Annotated in this window: 20 protein-coding genes; 15 read left to right on the plus strand and 5 right to left on the minus strand. The window is 73.8% G+C overall.

The window, feature by feature from the left end:
- The first annotated feature begins 24 nt into the window (after positions 1-24).
- Positions 25-1,410, plus strand: coding sequence for an FAD-binding oxidoreductase (locus tag ACFQQJ_RS10420; RefSeq protein ID WP_377106245.1), 1,386 nt, complete (start codon positions 25-27; stop codon positions 1,408-1,410).
- Between the two features lie 5 nt (positions 1,411-1,415).
- Here the strand turns inward: ACFQQJ_RS10420 and ACFQQJ_RS10425 are convergent, their stop codons facing one another.
- Positions 1,416-2,489 carry a PucR family transcriptional regulator gene (locus ACFQQJ_RS10425; protein ID WP_377106247.1) on the minus strand — a complete coding sequence of 358 codons (1,074 nt, stop codon included), beginning with the start codon at positions 2,487-2,489 and terminating at the stop codon, positions 1,416-1,418.
- A gap of 155 nt (positions 2,490-2,644) precedes the next feature.
- On the opposite strand from ACFQQJ_RS10425, the gene ACFQQJ_RS10430 reads away from it, so the two are divergent.
- The 3 genes from ACFQQJ_RS10430 to ACFQQJ_RS10440 are packed head-to-tail and all read left to right on the plus strand — an operon-like array spanning position 2,645 to position 6,541.
- Entirely contained in the window at positions 2,645-4,912 is a 2,268-nt protein-coding gene (locus tag ACFQQJ_RS10430) for an aminotransferase class III-fold pyridoxal phosphate-dependent enzyme (protein ID WP_377106249.1), read from the plus strand.
- 46 nt (positions 4,913-4,958) lie between these two features.
- Positions 4,959-5,471: an FGGY family carbohydrate kinase gene (locus tag ACFQQJ_RS10435; RefSeq protein WP_377106251.1), complete on the plus strand. Its 513-nt coding sequence runs from the start codon at positions 4,959-4,961 to the stop codon at positions 5,469-5,471.
- The gene (locus ACFQQJ_RS10440; protein ID WP_377106253.1) at positions 5,414-6,541 is read left to right on the plus strand and encodes an FGGY-family carbohydrate kinase; all 1,128 of its coding nucleotides are present in this window, start codon (positions 5,414-5,416) and stop codon (positions 6,539-6,541) included. Before ACFQQJ_RS10435 ends, ACFQQJ_RS10440 begins: the two co-directional genes overlap by 58 nt.
- A 37-nt stretch (positions 6,542-6,578) precedes the next feature.
- Here ACFQQJ_RS10440 and ACFQQJ_RS10445 read toward each other — a convergent pair whose 3' ends face one another.
- Entirely contained in the window at positions 6,579-7,802 is a 1,224-nt protein-coding gene (locus ACFQQJ_RS10445) for an MFS transporter (RefSeq protein WP_377106254.1), read from the minus strand.
- 201 nt (positions 7,803-8,003) lie between these two features.
- On the opposite strand from ACFQQJ_RS10445, the gene ACFQQJ_RS10450 reads away from it, so the two are divergent.
- Positions 8,004-8,534 carry a hypothetical protein gene (locus tag ACFQQJ_RS10450; protein WP_377106256.1) on the plus strand — a complete coding sequence of 177 codons (531 nt, stop codon included), beginning with the start codon at positions 8,004-8,006 and terminating at the stop codon, positions 8,532-8,534.
- 67 nt (positions 8,535-8,601) lie between these two features.
- Here ACFQQJ_RS10450 and ACFQQJ_RS10455 read toward each other — a convergent pair whose 3' ends face one another.
- Entirely contained in the window at positions 8,602-10,662 is a 2,061-nt protein-coding gene (locus ACFQQJ_RS10455) for a LuxR C-terminal-related transcriptional regulator (RefSeq protein ID WP_377106258.1), read from the minus strand.
- A gap of 192 nt (positions 10,663-10,854) precedes the next feature.
- Between ACFQQJ_RS10455 and ACFQQJ_RS10460 the strand changes: the two genes are divergently transcribed.
- Together ACFQQJ_RS10460 and ACFQQJ_RS10465 are read left to right on the plus strand one after the other, a co-directional pair.
- Positions 10,855-11,073 (plus strand): hypothetical protein, encoded by a 219-nt coding sequence (locus tag ACFQQJ_RS10460; RefSeq protein ID WP_377106259.1) that lies wholly within the window; start codon positions 10,855-10,857, stop codon positions 11,071-11,073.
- Entirely contained in the window at positions 11,073-11,492 is a 420-nt protein-coding gene (locus tag ACFQQJ_RS10465) for a hypothetical protein (protein ID WP_377106261.1), read from the plus strand. The genes ACFQQJ_RS10460 and ACFQQJ_RS10465 overlap by 1 nt, the downstream gene beginning before the upstream one ends.
- A 13-nt stretch (positions 11,493-11,505) precedes the next feature.
- On the opposite strand, the gene ACFQQJ_RS10470 is transcribed toward ACFQQJ_RS10465, so the two are convergent.
- Both ACFQQJ_RS10470 and ACFQQJ_RS10475 read right to left on the minus strand, forming a co-directional pair.
- On the minus strand, positions 11,506-12,021 hold the full coding sequence (locus ACFQQJ_RS10470; protein ID WP_377106262.1) for a methyltransferase family protein: 516 nt from the start codon (positions 12,019-12,021) through the stop codon (positions 11,506-11,508).
- A 51-nt stretch (positions 12,022-12,072) separates the two neighbouring features.
- The gene (locus tag ACFQQJ_RS10475) at positions 12,073-12,420 is read right to left on the minus strand and encodes a winged helix-turn-helix transcriptional regulator (protein ID WP_377106264.1); all 348 of its coding nucleotides are present in this window, start codon (positions 12,418-12,420) and stop codon (positions 12,073-12,075) included.
- A 75-nt stretch (positions 12,421-12,495) separates the two neighbouring features.
- On the opposite strand from ACFQQJ_RS10475, the gene ACFQQJ_RS10480 reads away from it, so the two are divergent.
- From ACFQQJ_RS10480 to ACFQQJ_RS10515, 8 genes are all read left to right on the plus strand, one after another.
- Entirely contained in the window at positions 12,496-13,347 is an 852-nt protein-coding gene (locus ACFQQJ_RS10480) for an SDR family oxidoreductase (protein WP_377106265.1), read from the plus strand.
- A gap of 247 nt (positions 13,348-13,594) precedes the next feature.
- On the plus strand, positions 13,595-13,948 hold the full coding sequence (locus tag ACFQQJ_RS10485) for an ArsR/SmtB family transcription factor (RefSeq protein ID WP_377106267.1): 354 nt from the start codon (positions 13,595-13,597) through the stop codon (positions 13,946-13,948).
- On the plus strand, positions 13,945-14,451 hold the full coding sequence (locus ACFQQJ_RS10490) for an NADH-quinone oxidoreductase subunit B family protein (protein WP_377106268.1): 507 nt from the start codon (positions 13,945-13,947) through the stop codon (positions 14,449-14,451). The genes ACFQQJ_RS10485 and ACFQQJ_RS10490 overlap by 4 nt, the downstream gene beginning before the upstream one ends.
- A complete protein-coding gene (locus ACFQQJ_RS10495; RefSeq protein ID WP_377106269.1) occupies positions 14,448-16,478 on the plus strand; it encodes a proton-conducting transporter membrane subunit in 2,031 nt (676 codons plus the stop codon). The genes ACFQQJ_RS10490 and ACFQQJ_RS10495 overlap by 4 nt, the downstream gene beginning before the upstream one ends.
- On the plus strand, positions 16,475-17,422 hold the full coding sequence (locus ACFQQJ_RS10500; protein WP_377106270.1) for a respiratory chain complex I subunit 1 family protein: 948 nt from the start codon (positions 16,475-16,477) through the stop codon (positions 17,420-17,422). Before ACFQQJ_RS10495 ends, ACFQQJ_RS10500 begins: the two co-directional genes overlap by 4 nt.
- 12 nt (positions 17,423-17,434) lie before the next feature.
- On the plus strand, positions 17,435-18,094 hold the full coding sequence (locus ACFQQJ_RS10505; protein WP_377106272.1) for a hypothetical protein: 660 nt from the start codon (positions 17,435-17,437) through the stop codon (positions 18,092-18,094).
- The gene (locus ACFQQJ_RS10510; protein WP_377106274.1) at positions 18,094-19,557 is read left to right on the plus strand and encodes a proton-conducting transporter membrane subunit; all 1,464 of its coding nucleotides are present in this window, start codon (positions 18,094-18,096) and stop codon (positions 19,555-19,557) included. The genes ACFQQJ_RS10505 and ACFQQJ_RS10510 overlap by 1 nt, the downstream gene beginning before the upstream one ends.
- A complete protein-coding gene (locus ACFQQJ_RS10515; protein WP_377106275.1) occupies positions 19,554-21,053 on the plus strand; it encodes an NADH-quinone oxidoreductase subunit C in 1,500 nt (499 codons plus the stop codon). Before ACFQQJ_RS10510 ends, ACFQQJ_RS10515 begins: the two co-directional genes overlap by 4 nt.
- The last annotated feature ends 36 nt before the right edge of the window (positions 21,054-21,089 follow it).

The following is a 21,089-nucleotide window of genomic DNA, read 5'->3' on the forward strand; positions in this document are numbered from 1 at the left end:
TGGTGCCACCAACGAAGGAGAGACATGATCGAATCCACCCTGCCCCGCGCGATCGCCACTGCAGAGTCGCTGCGCGGGCTCCTCGACGGACGCGTGTTCCTGCCCGGCGACCCCGGCTACGACGCGGCCCGCACCCCCTGGAACGTCGCGGTCGACCAACGCCCGGCAGCGGTCGCCGTGCCGACGAGCGCGGACGAGGTCGTCCTCGTCGTCCGGGCGGCGGCGGAGGCCGGGCTCCGGGTCGTCCCGCAGAGCACCGGCCACGGTGCCGGACCGCTCGCCGGCCGGTTCGACGACGCGGTGCTCCTGCGGCTGTCGGACTTCACCGGCGTCACCATCGACGCCGAGCGCCGGGTCGCCCGCATCCTCGGCGCCACCCTGTGGCAGGACGTCGCGGAGGCTGCCGCGGTCCACGGCCTGGCGGCGATGCACGGCAGCTCGCCCGACGTCGCGGCCGCCGGCTACCTGCTCGGCGGCGGGCTGTCGTGGTACGCCCGGGCGCACGGCCTGGCCTGCAACCAGCTGGTCGCCGCCGAGGTCGTGCTCGGCGACGGGACGCTGGTGCGCACCGACGCCGACCACCATCCGGACCTGTTCTGGGCGGTGCGCGGCGGTGGTGGCGGCTTCGGCGTGGTCACCGCGCTGGAGACCCGCCTGCTCCCCGTCGCCACGGCCTACGCCGGCATGTTGCTGTGGGACGGCACCCGCGCGGCCGAGGTGGCCGCGGCCTGGGCCCGCTGGACGCACGGCCTGGCGCCCGAGGTCACCACCGCGTTCCGGCTGCTGAGCCTGCCGCCGCTGCCCGAGCTGCCCGACTTCCTGCGGGGACGCCAGCTGGTGGTGGTGGACGGGGCCGTGCTCGCCGAGGACGACCGGGCCGCCGGCCTGCTGGCGCCGCTGCGGGCGCTCGGCCCGGAATTGGACACCTTCGCGCGCATCCCCGCGGCGGCGCTGACCCGCATCCACATGGATCCCGAGGGCCCGACGCCGGCCGTCTCCGGCCACCTGCTGCTGGAGGACTTCGACGAGGCGGCGGCCGCCGCGCTGGTGGAGGCGGCGGGCGCGGAGTCCGGAACCACGCTGCTGAGCGCCGAGATCCGCCACCTGGGCGGGGCGCTCGGGCGTCCGGACCCGGACGGGGGAGCGCTCGACCGGCTCCGCGGGGAGTACGCGGGCTTCTTCGTCGCCGTGGCCGCGACGCCGGAGCTCGGCGCGCGGGGACGTGCGGACGCCGCGCGGGCGGTCGAGGCGCTGTCACCCTGGGGCTGCGGTGCGAACTTCCTCAACTTCAGCGAAGAGGCGATCGATCCGGCGTCCGCGTTCGAGCCGGACGTGCTGGCCCGCCTGCGCGCGGTGCGGGCGTCCGCCGACCCGCAGGGGCGCTTCCTGGCGAACCACGACCTGGGCTAACCGGGTCACAGCAGCGCCAGCTGCATCTCCAGTCGCCACCGGGGGTCGTCGAGGTCTTCGCCGAACAGGTCGCGCAGCTGGTTCACCCGGTAGGCCACGGTCTGCGGGTGGATCGACAGCTCGGCGGCGATCTCCGCACGCTGGCCCCAGTGCCGCAACCACGCTGCCAGCGTCGCGGTGAGCCGGTCGCGCTGGGACGGGCGCAGCGCGGCCAGCGGCGCCAGGCGCCGGTCGCGGAGCGTGGTGGCGACGTCCGGCGCACCCCTGGTGAGCAGGGTCGGCAGCCGGTCGACCGCCCAGGCCGGGCCGTCCCCCGGCGCCTCCTCGAGCAGCTGCGCGGTCAGCCAGGATCGCCGCGCCTCCAGCAGCGGGACGCTCGGTCCCACCCGGGGCGCCGCGAGCGCTCGGGGTGCGGACAGTGCCGCCAGTCGCTCCGGGAGGTCGCCGAGGCCGTGATCGGCCGCGAGGACCGCCACCGCGGACCCCTCCCGCTCGACCACGACGCCCTGCGTGGCGAGCAGGCCGCGGGCCTCCGAGATCAGCTCCACCGGCAGCAGCACGACGGCCACCGACCCCGGCACCGGCCAGCCCACCTGGGGCGCGACCGCACGGGTGGCGTCCTCGTCCCCGGACAGCAGGGCGTCGGTGAGCCGGCGCAGGCGCCGCTCGCGCTCGCCGGTGTGCGTGGCGACCTCGTGGGCGTAGCCGTCCGCGCTCTCGGCCTGGAGCGCGTCGATGAGCGCGAACACCGCCTCCCCGAGGGCCACCTGGGCGCGGGGGGACGGATCGATGTCGGTGAGGGCCGTCGCGAAGCGGCTGTACAGCACCCGGGTACCGATCCGGTAGGCGGCCAGCAGGTCCTCCAGCCCGCGTCCCTCACGGGCCTCGCCGGCGCCCAGCTCCCGGAACAGGGCACGGTCGGGGCCGGTGAAGGAGGGTGCCGACGTGCCGATCAGCTCGACGAAGCGGGTGACGAGCGTCCCGGTGACGGCCACCAGGTCGGCGCGCACCTTGGGGTTGGTCGCACGTTCGCTCCAGCCCCGTTCTGCGTCGATCAGCCGGAGGATCTCGGCGCGCATCCTGCCCACCTGGGGAGCCATCGTTGTCGCCAGGTGCCGGGGGAGGCGGGACCAGGGGGCGAACTCCTGCGTTGTCACGGAACAACAGTATTCCCCCAGGAGGTTCCCCCGGCAGGGTCAAGAACTAGCAGCCTGAGATGAGGAAGAATGGCGGCATGGAGTATGCGTCCAGCCGCCAGCACGTCGTGTCCATGTGTCGCACCATGCTCGAGCGCGGCTTCCTGAAGGCCACCGAGGGCAACGTGTCGGTCCGGGTGCCCGGACGCCGCCGGTACGCGGTGACGCCCAGCAACTACGGCTACGAGAGGATGCGCGCCGAGGACATCTGCATCGTGGACTTCGACGCGAAGGTGGTGGCCGTCGAGGGCGCGTCGCAGCTCGTCCCGTCCGTGGAGGCAGCGATGCACGCGACGATCTACCGCGAGCGCCCCGACGTGAACGCGATCGTGCACACGCACCAGCCGTTCGCGTCCGCGCTGGCCTACCTGCGCCGGCCGATCCCGTCGCTCTCGGACGAGCAGAGCCGCTTCCTCGGCGGGGAGGTGCCGATCATCGACTACGCGCCGGCCGGTACCGGGTTCCTCGCGCGGAACGTGCGCAAGAAGCTCCTCGCGGGCGGGAACGCGTTCATCATGGCCAACCACGGTGTCGTCGTCCTGGGGGCCGACCCGGAGCGGGCGGTCTTCGCGATGGGCCTGCTCGAGAAGGTGTCGATCGCCTATCTGATGGCGCTGGTGACCGAGCCCGACAAGGTCTACACGGTGCCCGCTCCGATCCGCGAGATCGCGATCGGCAAGCTGCGCGCCGAGCAGAAGCGCATCGCCGCCCAGGTCACGCACGCCCTCCCGGTGGAGGACGTCGTGGACGAGCCGCTGCCGAGCGCGGACGCGGAGGCCGCCCGGATCGCTGCGTCCCGTGATCGCGAGGAGGTGACGCCCGCCGAACCCGTGGCCGTCCCCGGGGCCGAGGCTGCGCGCCTGGGGTACGCGATCTCCACCTACCCCGACGTGGAGGACGTCTACCGGCGCCTCGATGCGCTCGTCGACCAGCCCGTCCGCGGCCCGCGCCACGACGCGATGCTCGGCGTGCTCGACTACTTCGAGACCCGGTGCCGGGCCAGCAAGGAGATCACCACCCGCGCCAAGCGGTTCATCCCGGGCGGGGTGCAGCACAACCTGGCGTTCAACTACCCCTTCCCGCTGGCGATCACCAAGGCGGAGGGCGCGCACCTCACCGACGCCGACGGCAACACCTACATCGACTTCCTCCAGGCCGGCGGGCCGACGATCCTGGGCAGCAACTACGCCCCCGTGCGCGAGCGGGTGGACGAGGTGATCCGCGAGAGCGGGCCGGTCACCGGGCTGTTCCACGAGTACGAGCTGAAGCTCGCCGAACTCGTGAACCGCTACCTGCCCAGCATCGAGGTGTACCGCGCGCTGGGCTCCGGTACCGAGGGTGTGATGGCCGCGGTGCGCGGTGCCCGCGCCTTCACCGGCAAGCCGATGGTGATCAAGATGGGCGGGGCCTACCACGGCTGGTCCGACACCATGGTGGTCGGCCTCCGCGTCCCCGGCACGTGGCGCATGAACGCGAAGGGCATCCCCCTCGGGGCGACCGCGAACACCCGCGAGGTGTTCCCGGAGTCCCTCGGCGAGCTGAAGCGCAAGCTGATCGAGAACCGGGCCAGGGGCGGCACGGCGGCGGTCGTCGTCGAGCCCGTGGGTCCGGAGAGCGGTACCCGTCCGGTGCCGGAGGACTACAACGCCCGGATCCGGGAGCTGTGCGACGAGTTCGGGGCGCTGCTGGTCTTCGACGAGGTCGTCACCGGCTTCCGGCTGGGCCTCGGCGGCGCGCAGGGCTACTTCGGCGTGAAGCCGGACCTCACCGTGCTCGGCAAGGCGGTCTCCGGGGGCTACCCGATGGCCGGCGGGGTGGGCGGCCGGGCCGACGTGATGGCCGTCTTCGGCTCCGGCCTGGACGGCAAGTCCGGGGCGCACGTCCAGGTGGGCGGGACGCTCTCCGCGAACCCCTTGTCGTGTGCGGCCGGGGTGTTCGCGATCGAGGAGATGGCCCGTACCAACGCCCCCGTGATCGCCGGGCGGGCCGGTGACCGGCTGACCGCCGGCCTCAACCGGCTGGTCGCGACCTACGGGCTGCCGTACGTCGTCTACAACCAGGGCTCGATCGTGCACCTGGAGTCGACCGGGGTGCTGATGCTCTCGATGCGCAACCCCGCCAAGCTGTTCAAGGAGAGCCCGGTGCGCAAGTCCGCGATGGAGCGCATGGGCGCGGCCTACGCGGCCCACGGCATCATCACGCTCGCCGGCTCGCGGCTCTACACGTCGATGGCGACCACCGACGCGGTGGTCGATGACGCGCTGGAGCGCTTCGAGCAGGTGTTCGCGCTGGTCGAGGGGGTCTGAGCGTGCTTCCGTCCCCGCCGGGGGCCGATGCGCGAGGATGGTGCGGGTGAGCGCCGTCCCGCCGCAGGTCCTGGCTGCCGACCTCGGGACCTCGGGCATGAAGCTCGCCCTCGTCGGCCACGACGGGCGGCTCGTCGGCTGGGAGACCGAGCCGGTGGAGCTGCTGATCCTGCCCGGTGGCGGTGCCGAGCAGGTTCCGCAGCACTGGTGGGACGCCTTCGGCCGCTGCGCGGCGCGCCTGGCCGCCGCCCACCCGGCGCACTTCCGGGCAGTGACGGCGGTCTGCTGCTCGACGCAGGGTGAGGGCACGATCCCGGTGGACGCGGCCGGCGAGGCGTTGTCGAACTGCATCCTGTGGATGGACATGCGCGGCGCTCCGAACCTGCGACGGCAGTTCGGGGGGCGGCCGGCGATCAACGGGCTCTCCGCGGCCCGTCACGCCCGGTGGGTGAGGGTCACCGGGGGGGACCCTCACCCACCGGGAAGGACCAGGCGGCCCACATGCTATGGGTGCGCGACGAGCTGCCCGAGGTGTACGAGCGCACCGCGACGTTCCTGAACGTCCTCGACTACCTCAACCTGCGCCTGACCGGACGGGCGGTCGCGACGGTCGACTCGATCCTCACCGCCTGGGTGACCGACAACCGCGACCCGGGGAAGGTCGCCTACGACCCCGGCCTGGTCTCCCGGTGCGGGATCGACGCCGCCAAGCTCCCGCCGATCGTGGCCTGCACAGAGGTGATCGGCACCCTCACCCCCGCGGCCGCCACCCACCTGGGACTGCCCACCTCCGTGCAGGTGGTGGCCGGCGCGATCGACGTGACGGCCGCAGCCATCGGCGCGGGGACCATCGACAACGGCGACTGCCACCTCTACCTCGGGACGTCGTCCTGGATCGCCGGCCACGTCCCGGGCAAGAAGACCGACCCGCTGCACGGGATCGCGTCCGTGCCCTGCGCGCTGGACGACCGCTACCTGATGATCGCCCTCCAGGCGACCGCGGCCGGCAACCTGAACTGGCTGCGCGACAACGTCGTCGGCAGCGACGACCCGCTCGTGGCCGCCGACGTCCGCGGCGAGTTCTTCGCGCTCTCCGACCAGATCGTGCCGCGGGTGCCCGCCGGGTCCAACGGCGTCATCTTCACCCCGTGGATCTACGGCGAGCGCGTGCCGGTCGACGACCTGTCGCTGCGTGCCGGCCTGTTCAACGTGTCGCTGCACAACACCCGCGCCGACCTGCTGCGCTCGGTCTTCGAGGGGATCGCGCTCAACACGCGCTGGATGCTGGGGCCGGTGAACGGCTTCCTGGGCCGCCCGGTGCGCTCGATCCGGCTGATCGGCGGAGGGGCGCGCTCGAACTCGTGGACTCAGATCCTCGCCGACGTGCTGGGCGTCCCGGTGCACCGGGTCGACCAGCCGGTCGCGGCCAACGCGCGCGGGGCGGGCCTGATCGGTGCGCTCGGCGTGGGCGCGGTCACCGCCGGGGAGCTCACCGACCTGGTCGCCGTGGCGGACGTGCGCGAGCCCGACCCGGCCGTGCGTGCGGTCTACGACGACGCGTTCGCCACCTTCGTCGACCTGCACAAGCGACTCGGGCCGCTGTACCGGCGGCTCGCCCGGCGCCGCTGACGCCCCACGCGGGCCGCGGCGCGCGTTCCCGCGACCCTCAGTCCAGGTCGCCGGGGATGGCGACGTCCATCGACGGCTCGGGCTGGCGGGCCATCCACGCCCCGATCACGGCCAGCAGGACACCGAGGACGGCGAAGCTCACCACGAACCCGCCGTCGCCGGTGCGGGCGGCGTCCATGAACAGGACGACGACGAACGACGCCTGGCCGCACAGCTGGAACAACCCGGACGAGGCGCCCTCCGGGGTGGGCGCGGCGATCTCGGAGGCGTACTGCATGCCGACCGGCATCGCGCCGGTGAGCAGGAACCCGACGGCGAAGGCGCAGGCGCCGAGCACCAGGAGCGAGTCCTGGGGCACCACGAAAGCGATCATCAGCGGAGCGGCGACGATCATCGGCCAGGCCGTCCACGGCACCCGCCGCCCGGTGCGGTCGGAGGCGGCGCCCAGCACGAGGGCGCCGAGGACGCCCCCCACCAGCAGCAGTTCGAGCAGCAGTTCTGCGGCCGACTCGGGCAGGCCGATCGCGCTCACCACCTGCAGGGCCCAGGTGGAGAGCCCGTTGAACACGCCGAGGGCGACGAAGAGGGCGGCCAGGAACACCTGGAACGGACGCAGCCGCAGCGCGTGCCGCAGCCCGGTGAGTTCGAGCGCGCGGGCCTGGTCGGCGTCCACGATCGCGCGGTCGGCGTCGCGGGCGAACAGGCAGTACAGCGCGGCGGTGACGGCCGCAGCCAGGCCGTAGGCGAGCAGGACCTGGTCGAGGGCGAGGCCGGCGTCCAGCAGCGCCGGGGTGAATGCCGTGCCGAGGGCGACGCCCACCATCATGGCGAGGGTGAGGACCGAGACGACGGTCGCGCGGCGGCGCCGCGGGAACCACTTGCCGGCGACGGTCGTCCACGCGTTGAACATCAGCGGCTGCGCCGCCGCGACCAGGACGGTCGCCGCCATCGCCGCAGCGTACGACGTGCCCGCCAACCCGCGGGCGATACCGCCGACCGCCACCGCGACGGCGCCGAGCCCCACGGCGAGCCGGATGCCGTACCGGTCGACGAGCCAGGCCGCGGGGATGGAGAGCGGGATGAACACCACCATGAAGACGATGGAGAAGTAGCCGATCTGGGTGGTGGAGACGCCGTAGAAGGCCGCGGCGGTCGCGCTCACCGGGGAGAGTGCGATCCACTGGAGCTGGATCGTGATGTTCACCAGCACCGAGACCGCCAGCACCACCCAGCGGTAGTGCGGTCCGGTGGCTGCGCTCACGCCGCACACCCTAGTGAGGGCGCCGCCCGGGTCGCGTCCCGCCGCGCGCGTCGGTGGGACGGTCCGGCGTCGTGGGGTCGGGACTTGTCTGTTGCGCACAGGATTTCCGGCCGGAGCTCGGTCGGCCGCACAGTTGCGCACCCGCAGAGCGATACCCCGGGAGGTATGCTTCGAGCGTCCGCAGACGTGAGGAGCACCGCCATGGACGCCAGCGCGCCGAGCCTGCCCACCATCCCGCAGGGACCGGTGCGACCGTCGTCGCGCCCGAGCGCGGCGCGGGCGTGGGGGGCGGTGGTGTCCTGGCCGCGTCGCCGACGGGTGGTCTCACTCCTGGCCGCCGTCGCGACGGTGGTGCTGATGGGGGTGTCCACGGCGATGATCCCCAACCCGGTCTTCGGGCGCGCGGTACCGACCACCTGGTGGGCCTGGCCCGCGCTGCTGGTCACGGCGGTCCTCGGCGGGCTGCTCAGCGCGACCTATGTGCGCGGGGACGCGGTCGCCGAGCCGGCCTCCCGTGCGGGCCTGGCCGGGGGACTGCTCAGCTACCTCGCCGTCGGCTGCCCGGTGTGCAACAAGCTCGCGCTGCTGGCGCTGGGCTACACGGGAGCGCTCACGTGGTTCGCCCCGGTGCAGCCCCTGCTCGCCGTCGGTGGCGTTGCCCTGCTGGCCTGGGCGCTGCACGTGCGGCTGAAGGGCGAGATCGCCTGTCCCGTGCCAGCGCCGGGCAGCTGACCGGCCGCGGTCCGGGCCGCAGCGGCGATCCGGCGCGTCCTGCCGGCGGGGCCCGAGCGGCGCCCGGTCAGGCGAGCAGGTGCAGCTCGCGGGCCCGGGCGACCGCCTCCACCCGGTTCGCCGTGCCGAGCTTGGTGGCGATCGCGTGCACGTGCGTCTTCACGGTGCCGACCGTGACGTAGAGCTCTGCGGCGATCCGCGCGTTCGAACGACCGGTGGCCATCAGGGCGAGCACCTCCTGCTCCCGGGCGCTCAGCGTCTGCCCGTCGGGGAGCGGGAGCGCGCCGGCGCGCCGGGTGGTGGCGAGGGTCCGCGCCTCGGTGAGGGTCGTCAGGTCGCCGCCGCTGCGGGCGAGCTCCATGGCCGACCGGGCGACCGCGGCCGCGTCCGGGTCGTCGAGTGCGAGCAGCGCCTCCGCGCGCGCCAGCCGAACCAACGCGGCCGACGGCTCGTCGCCCGCCGACGCCGGGAAGCGGTCGCAGGCGGCGAGGGCCGCCTCCGGCCGGCCGCGTCCCAGCTCGATGCGGGCGAGGTTGCGGATCATCTCGGCCACCGCCAGCCGGTTGCCCACAGAGGCGAGCAGCGGCAGGGCCTCCTCGTAGGCCGCCACGGCACGGTCGACCTCGCCGGCCGCGAGCAAGGCGTGTCCGAGCACCGTCAGGGCGTCCCCGCGGTAGAGCACCTCGCGCTCCGGCGGCAGCCCCGGGGGCAGGAGCCCGAGGGCGGCCTCTGCCTGGGCGACCGCCTCGGCGTGCCGACCCTCGGCGCGGGCGGCCGTGGACCTGATCTGCGCGCTCAGCCCGGGCTGGACCACGGCGAGTGGGTCGGTGCCCGGGGCCGCGTCCCGGGCGGCCCGCGCTGCGTGGTCCAGCCACCCCCGCGCCGCGGCACCCTCACCGCGCAGGGCACCGGCCCACCCCTGGAGCAGGCACACCAGCACGCTGTGGTGCGCGACGTCGTCCGGCAGCAGGTCGAGGGCAGCCTGGAGCGCACGCAGTTCGCCGGAGTGGATGAGCAGGGCGCCGGCCCGCCAGATCACCTCGTAGCTCGCCGGGTAGCCGGCCCGCACCGCCTGGCCGATGGCCTCCAGCGGCAGGTCGTGGTCGAGCAGCCAGCGGGCCGCACGCAGGTGCACGTCGCCCGCCACCGTGCCGGCCCGGGTTCGCAGCAGTTCTGCGAACAGGCGGTGGAACCGGTACCAGCGGCGCTGGTCGTCCAGCGGCAGCAGCAGAAGGTTCGCCCGTTCCAGCTCCCTGAGGGTCTCGGCGCCGTCCGTCCGCCCGGTGACCGCGTCGCACAGCTCACCGGTGAGCCGGTCGAGATGGGCTGTGCGCAGCAGGAAGTCGATGGTCGGCCGGTCGAGGCGGGCGAGCACCTCCTCGGTCACGTAGTCGAGGACGAACCGGTGCTCCGCGGCGAGGGCGGCCGCCCTCGCCGCCGCGTCCGGGCGTCCGGAGAGGGTGAGCGCCACGAGTTGCAGCACGGCCGGCCAGCCCTCGGTGGTCTCGGTGAGCACGGCCACCGACTCCAGCGGCAGCGTGAGGCCCATCCGCCGGCGCAGGAACTGGTCGGCCTCGGCCTCGGTGAAGCGCAACTGCTCGGCGCGCACCTCGACCAGCTCGCCCGCTGCCCGCAACCGGGCCAGCCGCAGCGGGGGGTCCTCCCGGGTGCTGATCACCAGCCGCCGATCGTGGGGGAGCGCGGCGAGGAGCGCCTCGACCACCGCGTGGACGGTGCGGTCGGAGATCACCTGGTAGTCGTCGAGCACGAGGACCTCCGGCGCGTCCGGCTCCTCCAGCAGGCGGGCCAGCCCTGCGGCGACGTCGACCGGCTCGCCGACCTCGCCCAGGTGGACGAGGGCTCCCGGCTGGCCGCCGGAGAGGACGGCAACGAGGGAGGGCACCAGCCGTCCCGGGTCGTTGTCGGACTCGTCGAGGGAGATCCACGCGGCCCGCCGTCCCGCGGTGGTCACCCAGTCGACCACGGCGCTCGTCTTGCCGAACCCCGGCGGGGCGGAGACGACGACCAGCCGGGCCGGCGTCGCAGACAGCAGTTCGGTGAGCCGGGGACGGGAGACCAGGCCCGGGCCGACCCGCGGGGTCGACACCTTGCCGCGCAGCAGATCCATGGCCACCTCACCAGGGCCGACGCCGCCCGCCCGGGCCCCGGCACTGCGCAGAATGCTAGCCGGGACGCTGCCTCCGGCGTGGGGGCGTCGCAGGGTTCGCCGGCCGCGTATCAACCAGTGACTCCATCCCCCGATGGAGGCCCGGTGAGCCCGCCCGCGAGAGGCTGGTGCCGTCGGTGGATCAGGAGAGACATGAGCCAGAGGATGACGATGCGAGTGGTGGTGCCGGGCCGGCTGTCGGCCGAGCTGGCCGAGTGGCTGGAGCCGCTGTCGGCCGTGGAACTGCCCGGCGGTGCCACCGAGCTGGTCGGCGTGCTCCCGGACCAGAGTGCCGTGCACTCGGTGTGCAACCGACTGCGTGACCTGGGGCTGTCCCTGGACTCGATGACCGTGGAGAAGGAGAGGAACTGATGAGCGTGGAAGAGGGGAGCGTCCGCCGGCCCTGGCAGGCCTGGGCGCTCGCGGTGACGGAGCTGTTCATCACCGGGCAGGCTGTCTACGGCGGCGTGGGCCTGATCACCGACAGCTGGCAGTTGCCCACCCAGTGGCTGGCCCGCACGCCGTTCGACACGTGGGTGGGCCCGGGGTGGGTGCTGATCGCCCTGGTCGGCCTGCCGCACCTGCTGGCCGCGATCCCCGTCGTCTTCCTGCCCCGGCGGCCGCGCCTGGGGATCCTCGCCGGCTACCTCGCCGGCGGGTCGCTGCTGGTCTGGATCGGAGCGCAGGTCACCCTGCTCGGCATCTACTTCTTCCTCCAGCCGGTGATCGTGGTGATCGGGATCATCGAGGCCGCGCTGGCCTTCTGGTGGAGCCGGCGGATCGCGCGCTGAACGCTCGGCCGGCTCACCACACGAACGGGACGAAGGCCCGCCGCACGCGCTGCCGGTACCCCGCGTACTCGGGGTACGTCGCCAGCAGCCAGGCCTCCTCGCGCCGGCGCTTGGTGTCGAAGAACACCGCGCCGAGCGCCCAGGGCGCCAGGGCGAGCGGCGACGTGACCAGGGCCCACGCCAGCATCGACAACAGCACGCCCCCGTAGATCGGGTGGCGGACGTGGCCGTAGATGCCGTCCTGGCGCAGGACGCCGTCCGGCACCGGGCGCGGGAACGGCGTCAGCTGGCGTCCGAGACCCGCACCGCCGGCCAGCAGCAGCCCCACCCCCGTGACGAGGGTGACACCCGCGACCGCCCACAACCACGGGGTGGCCGCGGGCGGCCAGTCGGGCCCGAGCCAGCCGGTGAGCGCGACGACGGCGAAGACGACGACCTGCAACCCCACCCAGCCGCCGCCCCGGCGGCCGAGCGACGGCAGTCGGCTCTGCCCGGTCGGGCCGGGGTCGGGGATCGGTGCGTCGCTCATCACCGGTCAGCGTAGGCCGCGGCGCCACCCGCTGGCGGCGACACCCTCCGGTCAGTCGGACGCGGCGCGCGCGGCCAGAACCTCGGGCATCACGTCGTAGACCGCGTCGACCACGCCTCGAAGGGCGACGGCGATGCGGTGCCCGGAGGGAGTGAGGGCGTACTCCACGTGCTGCTCCCCGCGGTCGTCGCGCACGACGAGGCCGTCGCCGACGAGGGTGGTCAGGGTGCGGGACAGCATCCGGTCGCTGATGCCGCTGACGGCGCGGGCGGTCTCGGCGAAGCGGAGCGGGCCCTCCAGGAGGGCGATCAGCACGAGCGCCGGCCAGCGGTCGGTCACGTCGTCGACCACCGAACGCGACGGGCACAGTGCGCTGAACGCGTCGAACGGGCGGTCCATCCTGCGTCCTCTCTTGGGCAACGTCCTATCAGGAGTATAGTGCTAATCATTCGTAAGTAACCTGAAGGAGAAGTCATGACCCTCGCCGTCACCGGCGCCTCCGGCCACCTCGGCCGCCTGGTCGTCACCCATCTGCTCGCGCTCGGCGTCGCCCCGGGCGACATCGTCGCGCTGGTCCGCCGTCCGGACGCGGTCGCGGACCTCGCCGGACGCGGCGTCGCCGTCCGGGCGTTCGACTACGACCGGCCCGAGACCCTCGCCGCTGGCCTGGAGGGAGTGGACTCGCTGCTCCTCGTGTCTGGCACCGCCTTCGGAAGCCGGGAGGCCCAGCACCGGGCGGTGATCGAGGCGGCGAAGGCGGCCGGCGTGGGCCGGATCGTCTACACCAGCGCACCGATGTCCGCGACCTCGGTCAACCCCGTCGTCCCCGAGCACCGCGCCACCGAGCAGGCGCTCGCGGAGTCCGGCGTCCCCCACGTCGTGCTGCGCAACGGCTGGTACCACGAGAACTACCTGCGCGACCTCGCGTCGGCCGGGCAGGCGGGCGAGATCCTCACTGCCGCCGGCGAGGGTCTCGTGTCGAGCGCCTCGCGCAACGACCTCGCCGAAGCTGCTGCCCGCGTCCTGGCCGGCGACGAGGTGGGACGGACGTACACCCTCGGCGGCGACGTGGCGTGGAGCGTCGACGACCTGGCCGCGGACTACTCGGCCGTCCTGGGACGCCCCGTCGCGGTACGTCGGGTGAGCGGCGAGGAGAAGGCCGCGATCCTCGCGTCGTTCGGCCTCGACGAGGGGACGATCGGCTTCGCCGTCGGGGTGGACGCCGCCATCGCCGCCGGCGAACTGGCGATCGACACCGGCGACCTGTCCCGGATCCTTGGCCGGCCGACCGCGCCGATCATCGACACCCTCCGCGCCGGAGCATAGGCGGCCCCCCGTCTCCGTTCCTGCCCCCGAATGCAACGGTCGCTGCCGGAATTCCGGCAGCGACCGTTGCATTCGGGAGCGCGGCCGGGCTGGGCTGGGGGCGCGGACGGGGAGGGCTGGGTGCGCGGCCGGGCTGGGCTGGGGGCGCGGGCGGGCTGCGGGCGTAGAGGGCGTCCATCTGTCGGGCGGGCGGCACGGCGCGTCCGAAGTCCTGTACTTTTGAAAATCGTCAAGTATAGGAGTCTGCATGCCGGTACCGCGCCACGAGGCGAAGGCGGAGCTGTTCCGCACGCTGGGACATCCGGTGCGGATCCGCGTGCTGGAGCTCCTCTGCGAACGTGAGCACGCCGTGCACGAGCTCCTGGCCAACATGGACGTGGAGCCGAGCACCCTTTCCCAGCAGCTCGCCGTGCTGCGGCGGGCCGGCATCGTCCGGCAGCAGCGGCTCGGTGGCGAGGTGCGCTACTCGCTGATGATCCCCTCGGCCGCGGGCCTGCTGGCGGCGGCACGCACGACCCTGGGCGAGCTCCTCGCCGACCAGGCCCAACTGCAGGCGGACCTGGACGAGGAGGCCGTCGCCGTCGGCGGTGGTGACCGATGAGCACGGCCCGCCTCCTGCGCCTGATCACCCGGACCGGACGCGTCGCCGAGCCGCTCGAGCCGCCCGCGGACGGCGCGTTCGTCGTCCGTGACGGCTTCGACGTGCCCCCCGCATTGCGGGGGAGCGCGCAGGTGCGGCACGTCGACGCGGGCTCCTGCAACGGCTGCGAGATCGAGGTCGGCGCGGCGTTCGGCCCTGTCTACGACGCCGAGCGCGTGGGGGCGCGGCTGGTGGCCTCCCCCCGGCACGCCGACGTGGTGGCCGTCACGGGCGTGGTCACCCAGAACATGGCCGAACCCCTGCGCAACACGGTGGACGCCACCCCCAACCCCCGCGTCGTGGTGTCGATCGGGGACTGCACCCGCGGCTGCGGGTTGTTCGCCGGCTCCTACGCCGTCGCCGGCTCGGTGGACGACGTCGTCCAGGTGGACGTCCACGTGCCCGGCTGCCCTCCCGACCCGCGCGCCATCGTGGCGGCGTTGCGGGCGGTGACCGGGCGGTGAGCGCCCTGCTCGCACCGACTCTCGTGGACGCCGGGCTGCTCGCCCAGCTCGCCGTCGGCGCGCTGGCCGTTGTGGCCGCCGTCCTCGCCCCGCCGCGCGCGCGGAACCTCGCCGCCGGTGGAGCGCTCGTCGCCACCGGGCTCGCGGGGGCCGTCACCGGCGTGGCCGCGTTGCTGGGCGTGGAGGCCGGGGGCGTGCCCGTTCCTGTGGCCCTCCCGCTGACCGCGCCGCTGGACGCCCTCGTCCTCGCCCCGGACGCACTGGGCGGGCTGTTCATGGCCCTGGCCGGCGTCGTCGTCGCGCTGGCCGCGCTCTTCGGCATCGGCTACGCCCACGGCGCGGCGGCGTCGCGCACCGGCTGGACGGCGTTCGCCGTCTTCGCCGTCGGACTCCAGCTCGTGCCCGCTGCGGCCGACGCGATCAGCTTCCTGCTCGCCTGGGAGCTGATGGCGTTCGGCTCGACCGTGCTCCTGCTCGCCGACCACGCGGCCCGCGGCCCGGTGCGCCGGGCGACCGTCTGGTACGCGGTGATGACCCACCTCAGCTTCCTGCTCCTGCTGGCCGGCTTCGGCGTGCTGGTCGCCGCCGGCTCGGGCACCTCCTTCGCGGCGATGCGGACGGCGGGCGTGGCCGGGCCCGCCGCCGACCTCGCCTTCGCCCTGCTGGTCACCGGGTTCGCCACCAAGGCCGGGCTCGTCCCCGTGCACGTGTGGCTGCCGCGCGCGCACCCTGAGGCACCCAGCCACATGTCGGCCGCCATGAGCGCTGCCATGGTGAAGATGGGCGTGTACGGGATGCTGCTGCTGACGCTGCGGCTGCTTCCCGCGGGCCCCCGGTGGTGGGCGCTGGTGCTGGTCGCCCTGGGGGTGGTCTCGGCGCTGTACGGCATCCTCCAGGCGTCCGTGCAGGCCGACCTGAAGAGGCTGCTCGCCTACTCGACCACGGAGAACATCGGCCTGATCACGACCGCCGTCGGGGTCGGGCTGCTGCTGCGCGACTCGGGGCAGTCGGCGGTGGCGGACGTGGCGCTGGTCGCCGCGCTGCTGCTGGCCGTCAGCCACGCGGCGTTCAAGTCGGTGCTGTTCCTCGGGGCCGGCTCGGTCCTGCACGCCACCGGGACGCGCGACCTCGACCTGCTCGGCGGGCTGGCCGCCCGGATGCCGTGGACGTCCGGCGCGTTCGGTGTGGGCGCGCTCGGCGCCGCCGCGCTGCCCGTCACCTCCGGCTTCGTCGCGGAGTGGGTGCTGCTGCAGGGACTCATTCACGTGGACGCGAGGACCGACCGCCTGCTGGCGATCGTGATCCCGGTCACGATGGGCATCGTCGCCCTCACGATCGGCCTCGGCCTGCTCACCTTCGTCAAGGCGTACGGCATCGGCTTCCTTGCCCGCCCGCGCACGAGCGCCGCGGCCGACGCCCGCGAGAGCGGCGTCGCGATGCGCACGGCGATGGTGGCCGGAGCCGTGCTCGTGGTCGGTCTGGGACTGGTTCCCGGCCCGCTGTCGCAGGCGCTGGCCGCCGCCGTGGCGGCAACGGGCGTGGCGAGCGTGAACGGGGCAGGACTGGCGGTCGGGGCCGCGGCGGCCGTGCTCGACCCCGTGGCGCTGACCGTGCTCGCCGCGGCCGTCCTCGTGCCGCTGGTCGCGGTCAACGTGGTGCTCGCCCGCCGGCACCCCCGGCGCGAGGTGGCGCTGGCATGGGGCTGCGGTGGCGAACGGACGAGCCCGCGGATGGAGTACAACGCCACCAGCTACTCCGAGCCGGTGGTGCGCGTCTTCCGGGCGTCCCTGCAGGCGAGGAGGGCCGTGGACGTGGTGCACCCCGACAGCGCGCCGATGATCGTGGAGCACATGTCGTTCACGCAGGAGACGGCTGACGTGGTCGAGAGCCGGCTCTACCTGCCGGCGACGCGGGCCCTGGCCCGGGCCGGCGACCTCGCCCGGCGCGTCCAGAACGGCAGCATCCACCGCTACATCGGGATCTCCTTCGCCGCGCTGGTGCTGGTGCTGGTGGTGGTGGCGCTGTGACCCCCGGTTCGTTCGCCGTGATCCTGGTCCACCTCGTGGTGGCCGTCCTCGTCACGCCCCTGCTGATCGGCGTGATGCGCACCGTCCGCGCACGGCTCGAGGGACGCGTCGGCGCCGGGGTGTGGCAGCCGTGGCGCGACCTCATCAAGCTGCTCGCCAAGGAACCGACCCGGGCTCCCGGCTCCACGCCGGTGCTGACCCTCGCGCCGATCGTGCTGATGGCGTCGAGCCTGATGCTGTGCGCGCTGATCCCGCTGGTGAGCACCGTGGCCCTTGCCAGCGTGCCGGGCGACCTCTTCGTCGTGGTCTCCGTGCTCCTGGTGGGGACGGTGTCGCTCGCGCTGCTCGGCCTGGAGTCGGGCACGGCGTTCGGCGGCATGGGCTCGAGCAGGCACATGGTGATCGCCGCGATGGTCGAGCCCACCGTGCTGCTGAGCGTGTACGCACTGAGCGTGCCGGCGGGCACGTCCGACCTCGCGGCGATCGTCCAGGCGCGCGTGGCGGATCCGATCTCGCTGCTGAACCCGGTCAGCCTGCTGGCGATCTTCGCCCTGGTGGTGGTCGTCATCGCCGAGACCGGACGGCTGCCCGTGGACAACCCGTCCACCCACCTGGAGCTGACCATGGTGCACGAGGCCATGATCCTGGAGAGCGGCGGCCGCGACCTCGGCTGGCTCGAACTGGGGTCCTGGCTGCGGCTGACCGCCCTCCTCGGGCTGGTCGCCAACCTCGCCGTCCCGTGGGGCGTGGCGCCGGACGCGGCCCCGCTCAGCCTGCTGGTGGGCGTCGGCGCGGTGTTCGCCAAGCTCGTCGTGCTCGGCGCGGTCCTGGCCGCGGCAGAGGTCTTCATCGCCAAGCTCCGGCTCTTCCGCGTCCCGGAGCTGCTGGCGGGATCCTTCGTCCTGGCGTTCCTTTCGGTGAGCGCCTCCTACCTGGTGTTCTAGAGGAGGCCGCCGATGTCCACACAGCTGTATCAGCAACTGCTGGCCACCACCACTGGCCTGCTGCTGCTCACCGCCGTCCTCCAGGTGTGGGGCCGGACGATCATCCGCGCGATCGGGCTGCTCGTGGTCCAGGGGGTCGCGCTCGCCGGGCTGGTGCTGACCGTCGGCGTCCGGGCGGGGGAGCCGACGGCGCCGCTCGTCGCGGCCCTCGTGCTCGTGGTGAAGGCGGGGGTGCTGCCCTGGGCGATGGCCCGCGGCGCTCGCCGCGCCGGTGCCACCAGGGACAACGCCGCGCTGGCGAAGCCGGCCGTCGAGCTCATCGGGGCGGCCGGCCTGACCGTGCTGGCCTACGCCGTCAGCGGGCCGCTGGTGGGCGAGGCTGCCGACCCGGCCCTGCGCGCCGTCCCGGTCGGCTTCTCGCTGATCCTGCTCGGATTCTGGCAGCTGCTGATCCGGGGGTCGGCGATCACCCAGCTCGTCGGCTTCCTGATGCTCGACAACGGCATCGCGACGGTCTCGTTCCTGATCTCCGGAGGGCTGCCGCTGGTGGTCGAGCTCGGGGCGACGCTGGACGTCCTCCTCGTGGTCCTGATCCTCGGGGCCCTGCTGGTGCGGATGCAAGCCGAACAGGGCCACATCGACGTCCCCGAGCTGAGGGAGTTGCACGACTGATGGCCGTCCTCATCTGGATTCCCGTGGTCCTCCCGCTGCTGCTGGGTGCGGCGAGCGCCCTGCGGCGGCGCAGCGGCTGGACGCTGTGGCTGCCGGTCAGCGCCGCCGTGGTCCTGCTCGGCGTGGGCGTGGCGCTGGTCGCCGTGGTCGGCTCGGCCGGGCCGCTGACGGCGGCGGGCGGTCTGCTGCGCGTCGATGCCCTGAGCGCCTGGATGCTGGCCGTGGTGGGGGCGGTCGCGGTCGTCGCCCTGTGGGGAGGGATCCCGCACCGGACGCACCAGGGTCGCAACATCGGCACCTTCGCCACGCTGCTGTGCCTCTTCCTCTCCGCGATGAGCCTCGCCGTGGTCGCCGACAACGTCGGGCTGATGTGGGTGGCGATCGAGCTCACCACCATCACCACCGCCTTCCTGGTGGGCGCGCGGGGTGGACGCGGCGCGCTGGAGGCGGCCTGGAAGTACGTCGTGCTCGGCTCGGTGGGCGTCGCGATCGCGTTCCTCGGGATCGTCCTGCTGTCGGCGGCGAGCCACGGCACCGGCGAGCCGTCCCTGTCGTGGACGGTACTGGTCGCCCACGCCGCGGGCCTCGACCCGGCGCTCACCCGGGCCGGTGCCGCCCTGGCCGTCCTCGGGTTCGCGACGAAGGCGGGCCTCGCACCCACGCACTCCTGGCTGCCGGACGCGCACAGCCAGGCGCCGTCGACGGTCAGCGGGCTGATGTCGGGCGTGCTGCTCTCGGTGGCCTTCTACGCGGTCCTGCGCGTGCAGGCGATCGCGGACGCCGCCCTGGGGCCGGAGCTGATGCGCGGCCTGCTGAGCGCGGCAGGGCTGCTGTCGCTGGCGGTGACGGCCGGGCTGGTGATCACCCAGAAGGACTTCAAGCGGCTGCTCGCCTACAGCAGCATCGAGCACATGGGCCTGCTCGCGCTGGGCGCCGCCGCCGGCGGGCCGTTCGCGATCGCCGCGCTCCTTCTCCACATGCTGGGCCACGGGCTGATCAAGTCGTCGATGTTCGTGCTCGCCGGGCGGATCCTCGGGTTCGCCGGCAGTCACCACATCGCCGACGTCCGCAACCTGCTGCGGCGCCGGCCCGACCTGGGCGGCCCGTTCCTCCTGGGCGCCGCCGGGCTGCTCGGGTTCCCGCCGTTCGTCACGTTCTTCACGGAGGTGGCGATCATCGTCGCCGGCTTCCAGCGCGGCCTCGGCTGGCAGATGCTCGTGGCCTGCGCGCTCCTCCTGGTGGTGTTCGCCGGCATCGTCCGCCACGTGGTGGCGATGACCGTCGGGGCCGAGCCCGACCGCGACGCTGCCCGGACGTCGTCCGCCCCACCCGACCGTCCCGCCCGGTTCCGGCAGGTGCCGATCGGCATCGCGCTCGCCGCCGCCGCCGTCCTCGGGTTCGCCGCCTGGCCGCTCTCCGGACCGCTGCTGGCCGCGGTCGCGGCCCTCGGAGGCGTCCGATGAGCCGCCTCCATGCCCCGGAGGTGCTGGCGGTCGGCCGGCACGACCTGGTCGCCACCGTCGCCGCCGTGCTCGACCGCGGTTTCCGCCTCGCCCTGGTGGCCGCGCACGAGGACCGTCCCGTCGGGGGACCGGCGCTCTTCCGGGTCGTCCACGTGCTGCTCGGAAGGGCGGGGGAGCGCGTCGAGGTGGTCGTCGAGGTGCCGCGCGACGACGCCTGGTTGCCGACCCTCGCCGGCGTCTCCTACACCGCCGGCCGGTTCGAGCGCGAGATGCGCGACCTCTACGGGATCGTCCCCCGCGAGCACCCCCAGCCGTACCGGCTGGTGAGGCACGGGCACTGGCCGACCGGGTACCACCCGATGCTCAGTGACGCCGACGCTGCGCCGGACTTCGGTGGCAGCGCGGGCTTCCCGTTCGACGAGGTGACCGGAAAGGGCGTCTACGAGATCCCGGTGGGTCCGGTGCACGCCGGGCTGATCGAACCGGGCCACTTTCGGTTCTCCGTGGTCGGGGAGACCATCGTCCGGATGTACCAGCGCCTGTACTTCGTGCACCGCGGGGTGGAGAAGCTGTTCGAGGGACGGGCGGTGGCGGACGGGCTCCCCCTGGCCGAGCGCATCAGCGGTGACACCGCGGTCGGGCACAGCCTCGCGTACGCGATGGCGGTCGAGGACGCCCTCGGCATCGAGGTGCCCGAGCGCGACCGGCTCGTGCGGGCGCTGCTGCTGGAGTGCGAGCGGCTCTACAACCACGTCAACGACCTCGGCGCGATCGTCAACGACACCGGCTTCGGCATCGTGAACCAGCACGCCGGGCGCCTGCGCGAGGCCCTGCTGAGGCACAATGCCCGGCTCACCGGCCACCGGCTCCTCCGCGGGGCGATCCGGATCGGCGGGGCCGACCTGCTCGCCGCGCCCGACGTCGCCCTGGTGGCCTCGGTCGCGGGCGAGGTGGCCGAACTGGCCGAGATCTCGACCAGCCACCCGATGGTGGCCAACCGGCTGGACACGACGGCCGTCCTGCCCGCGGCGAGCGCGCGGAGCATGGGCGTGCTGGGGTACGTCGCGCGGGCGTCCGGTGTCGAGGTCGATGCGCGGGCCGACCAGCCCTTCGTCGACCTGGGGCCGGGCTTCCGTGTGGTGACGGCCGTCAGCGGTGACGTCCGGGCGCGGTTCGACGTGCGCGTCGGCGAGGTCGCCGTGTCGGCCGGACTGGTGGCGGACCTCGCGGCGCGGATCGCCGAGTCCGGGCTGCAGCCGGCGTCCTCGGGTTCGGCCGGCCCCGGGGCGGGGCTCGGCGTCGTCGAGGCCTGGCGGGGCACGCTGGTGCACCGGGTCGAGGTGGACGCCGCGGGGCACCTGGCAAGGGCGAAGGTGGTCGACCCGTCGTTCAGCACCTGGCCGGCGCTGGGGGTCGCCCTCGCCGACACGATCGTCCCGGACTTCCCGCTGGCCAACAAGAGCTTCAACATGTCCTACGCGGGCAACGACCTGTAGGACGCGGCGTCCCCGGTCATCGCCCAGAGTGCCGGC

Origin of the sequence: Propionicimonas sp. T2.31MG-18 (genome assembly GCF_964266745.1) — a bacterium.
GTDB lineage: Bacteria > Actinomycetota > Actinomycetes > Propionibacteriales > Propionibacteriaceae > Propionicimonas.

What these genes read in the sequence shown, in the direction of transcription:
- ACFQQJ_RS10425 (WP_377106247.1), bottom strand. Translation starts at nt 2,489, where the DNA reads ATGCGCGCCGAGATCCTCCGGCTGATCGACGCAGAACGGGGCTGGAGC.
- ACFQQJ_RS10475 (WP_377106264.1), bottom strand. Translation starts at nt 12,420, where the DNA reads ATGGACCGCCCGTTCGACGCGTTCAGCGCACTGTGCCCGTCGCGTTCG.
- ACFQQJ_RS10455 (WP_377106258.1), bottom strand. Translation starts at nt 10,662, where the DNA reads ATGGATCTGCTGCGCGGCAAGGTGTCGACCCCGCGGGTCGGCCCGGGC.
- ACFQQJ_RS10515 (WP_377106275.1), top strand. Translation starts at nt 19,554, where the DNA reads ATGAGCCGCCTCCATGCCCCGGAGGTGCTGGCGGTCGGCCGGCACGAC.
- ACFQQJ_RS10470 (WP_377106262.1), bottom strand. Translation starts at nt 12,021, where the DNA reads ATGAGCGACGCACCGATCCCCGACCCCGGCCCGACCGGGCAGAGCCGA.
- ACFQQJ_RS10505 (WP_377106272.1), top strand. Translation starts at nt 17,435, where the DNA reads ATGTCCACACAGCTGTATCAGCAACTGCTGGCCACCACCACTGGCCTG.
- ACFQQJ_RS10480 (WP_377106265.1), top strand. Translation starts at nt 12,496, where the DNA reads ATGACCCTCGCCGTCACCGGCGCCTCCGGCCACCTCGGCCGCCTGGTC.
- ACFQQJ_RS10430 (WP_377106249.1), top strand. Translation starts at nt 2,645, where the DNA reads ATGGAGTATGCGTCCAGCCGCCAGCACGTCGTGTCCATGTGTCGCACC.
- ACFQQJ_RS10485 (WP_377106267.1), top strand. Translation starts at nt 13,595, where the DNA reads ATGCCGGTACCGCGCCACGAGGCGAAGGCGGAGCTGTTCCGCACGCTG.
- ACFQQJ_RS10490 (WP_377106268.1), top strand. Translation starts at nt 13,945, where the DNA reads ATGAGCACGGCCCGCCTCCTGCGCCTGATCACCCGGACCGGACGCGTC.
- ACFQQJ_RS10420 (WP_377106245.1), top strand. Translation starts at nt 25, where the DNA reads ATGATCGAATCCACCCTGCCCCGCGCGATCGCCACTGCAGAGTCGCTG.
- ACFQQJ_RS10460 (WP_377106259.1), top strand. Translation starts at nt 10,855, where the DNA reads ATGAGCCAGAGGATGACGATGCGAGTGGTGGTGCCGGGCCGGCTGTCG.
- ACFQQJ_RS10465 (WP_377106261.1), top strand. Translation starts at nt 11,073, where the DNA reads ATGAGCGTGGAAGAGGGGAGCGTCCGCCGGCCCTGGCAGGCCTGGGCG.
- ACFQQJ_RS10440 (WP_377106253.1), top strand. Translation starts at nt 5,414, where the DNA reads ATGCTATGGGTGCGCGACGAGCTGCCCGAGGTGTACGAGCGCACCGCG.
- ACFQQJ_RS10510 (WP_377106274.1), top strand. Translation starts at nt 18,094, where the DNA reads ATGGCCGTCCTCATCTGGATTCCCGTGGTCCTCCCGCTGCTGCTGGGT.
- ACFQQJ_RS10450 (WP_377106256.1), top strand. Translation starts at nt 8,004, where the DNA reads ATGGACGCCAGCGCGCCGAGCCTGCCCACCATCCCGCAGGGACCGGTG.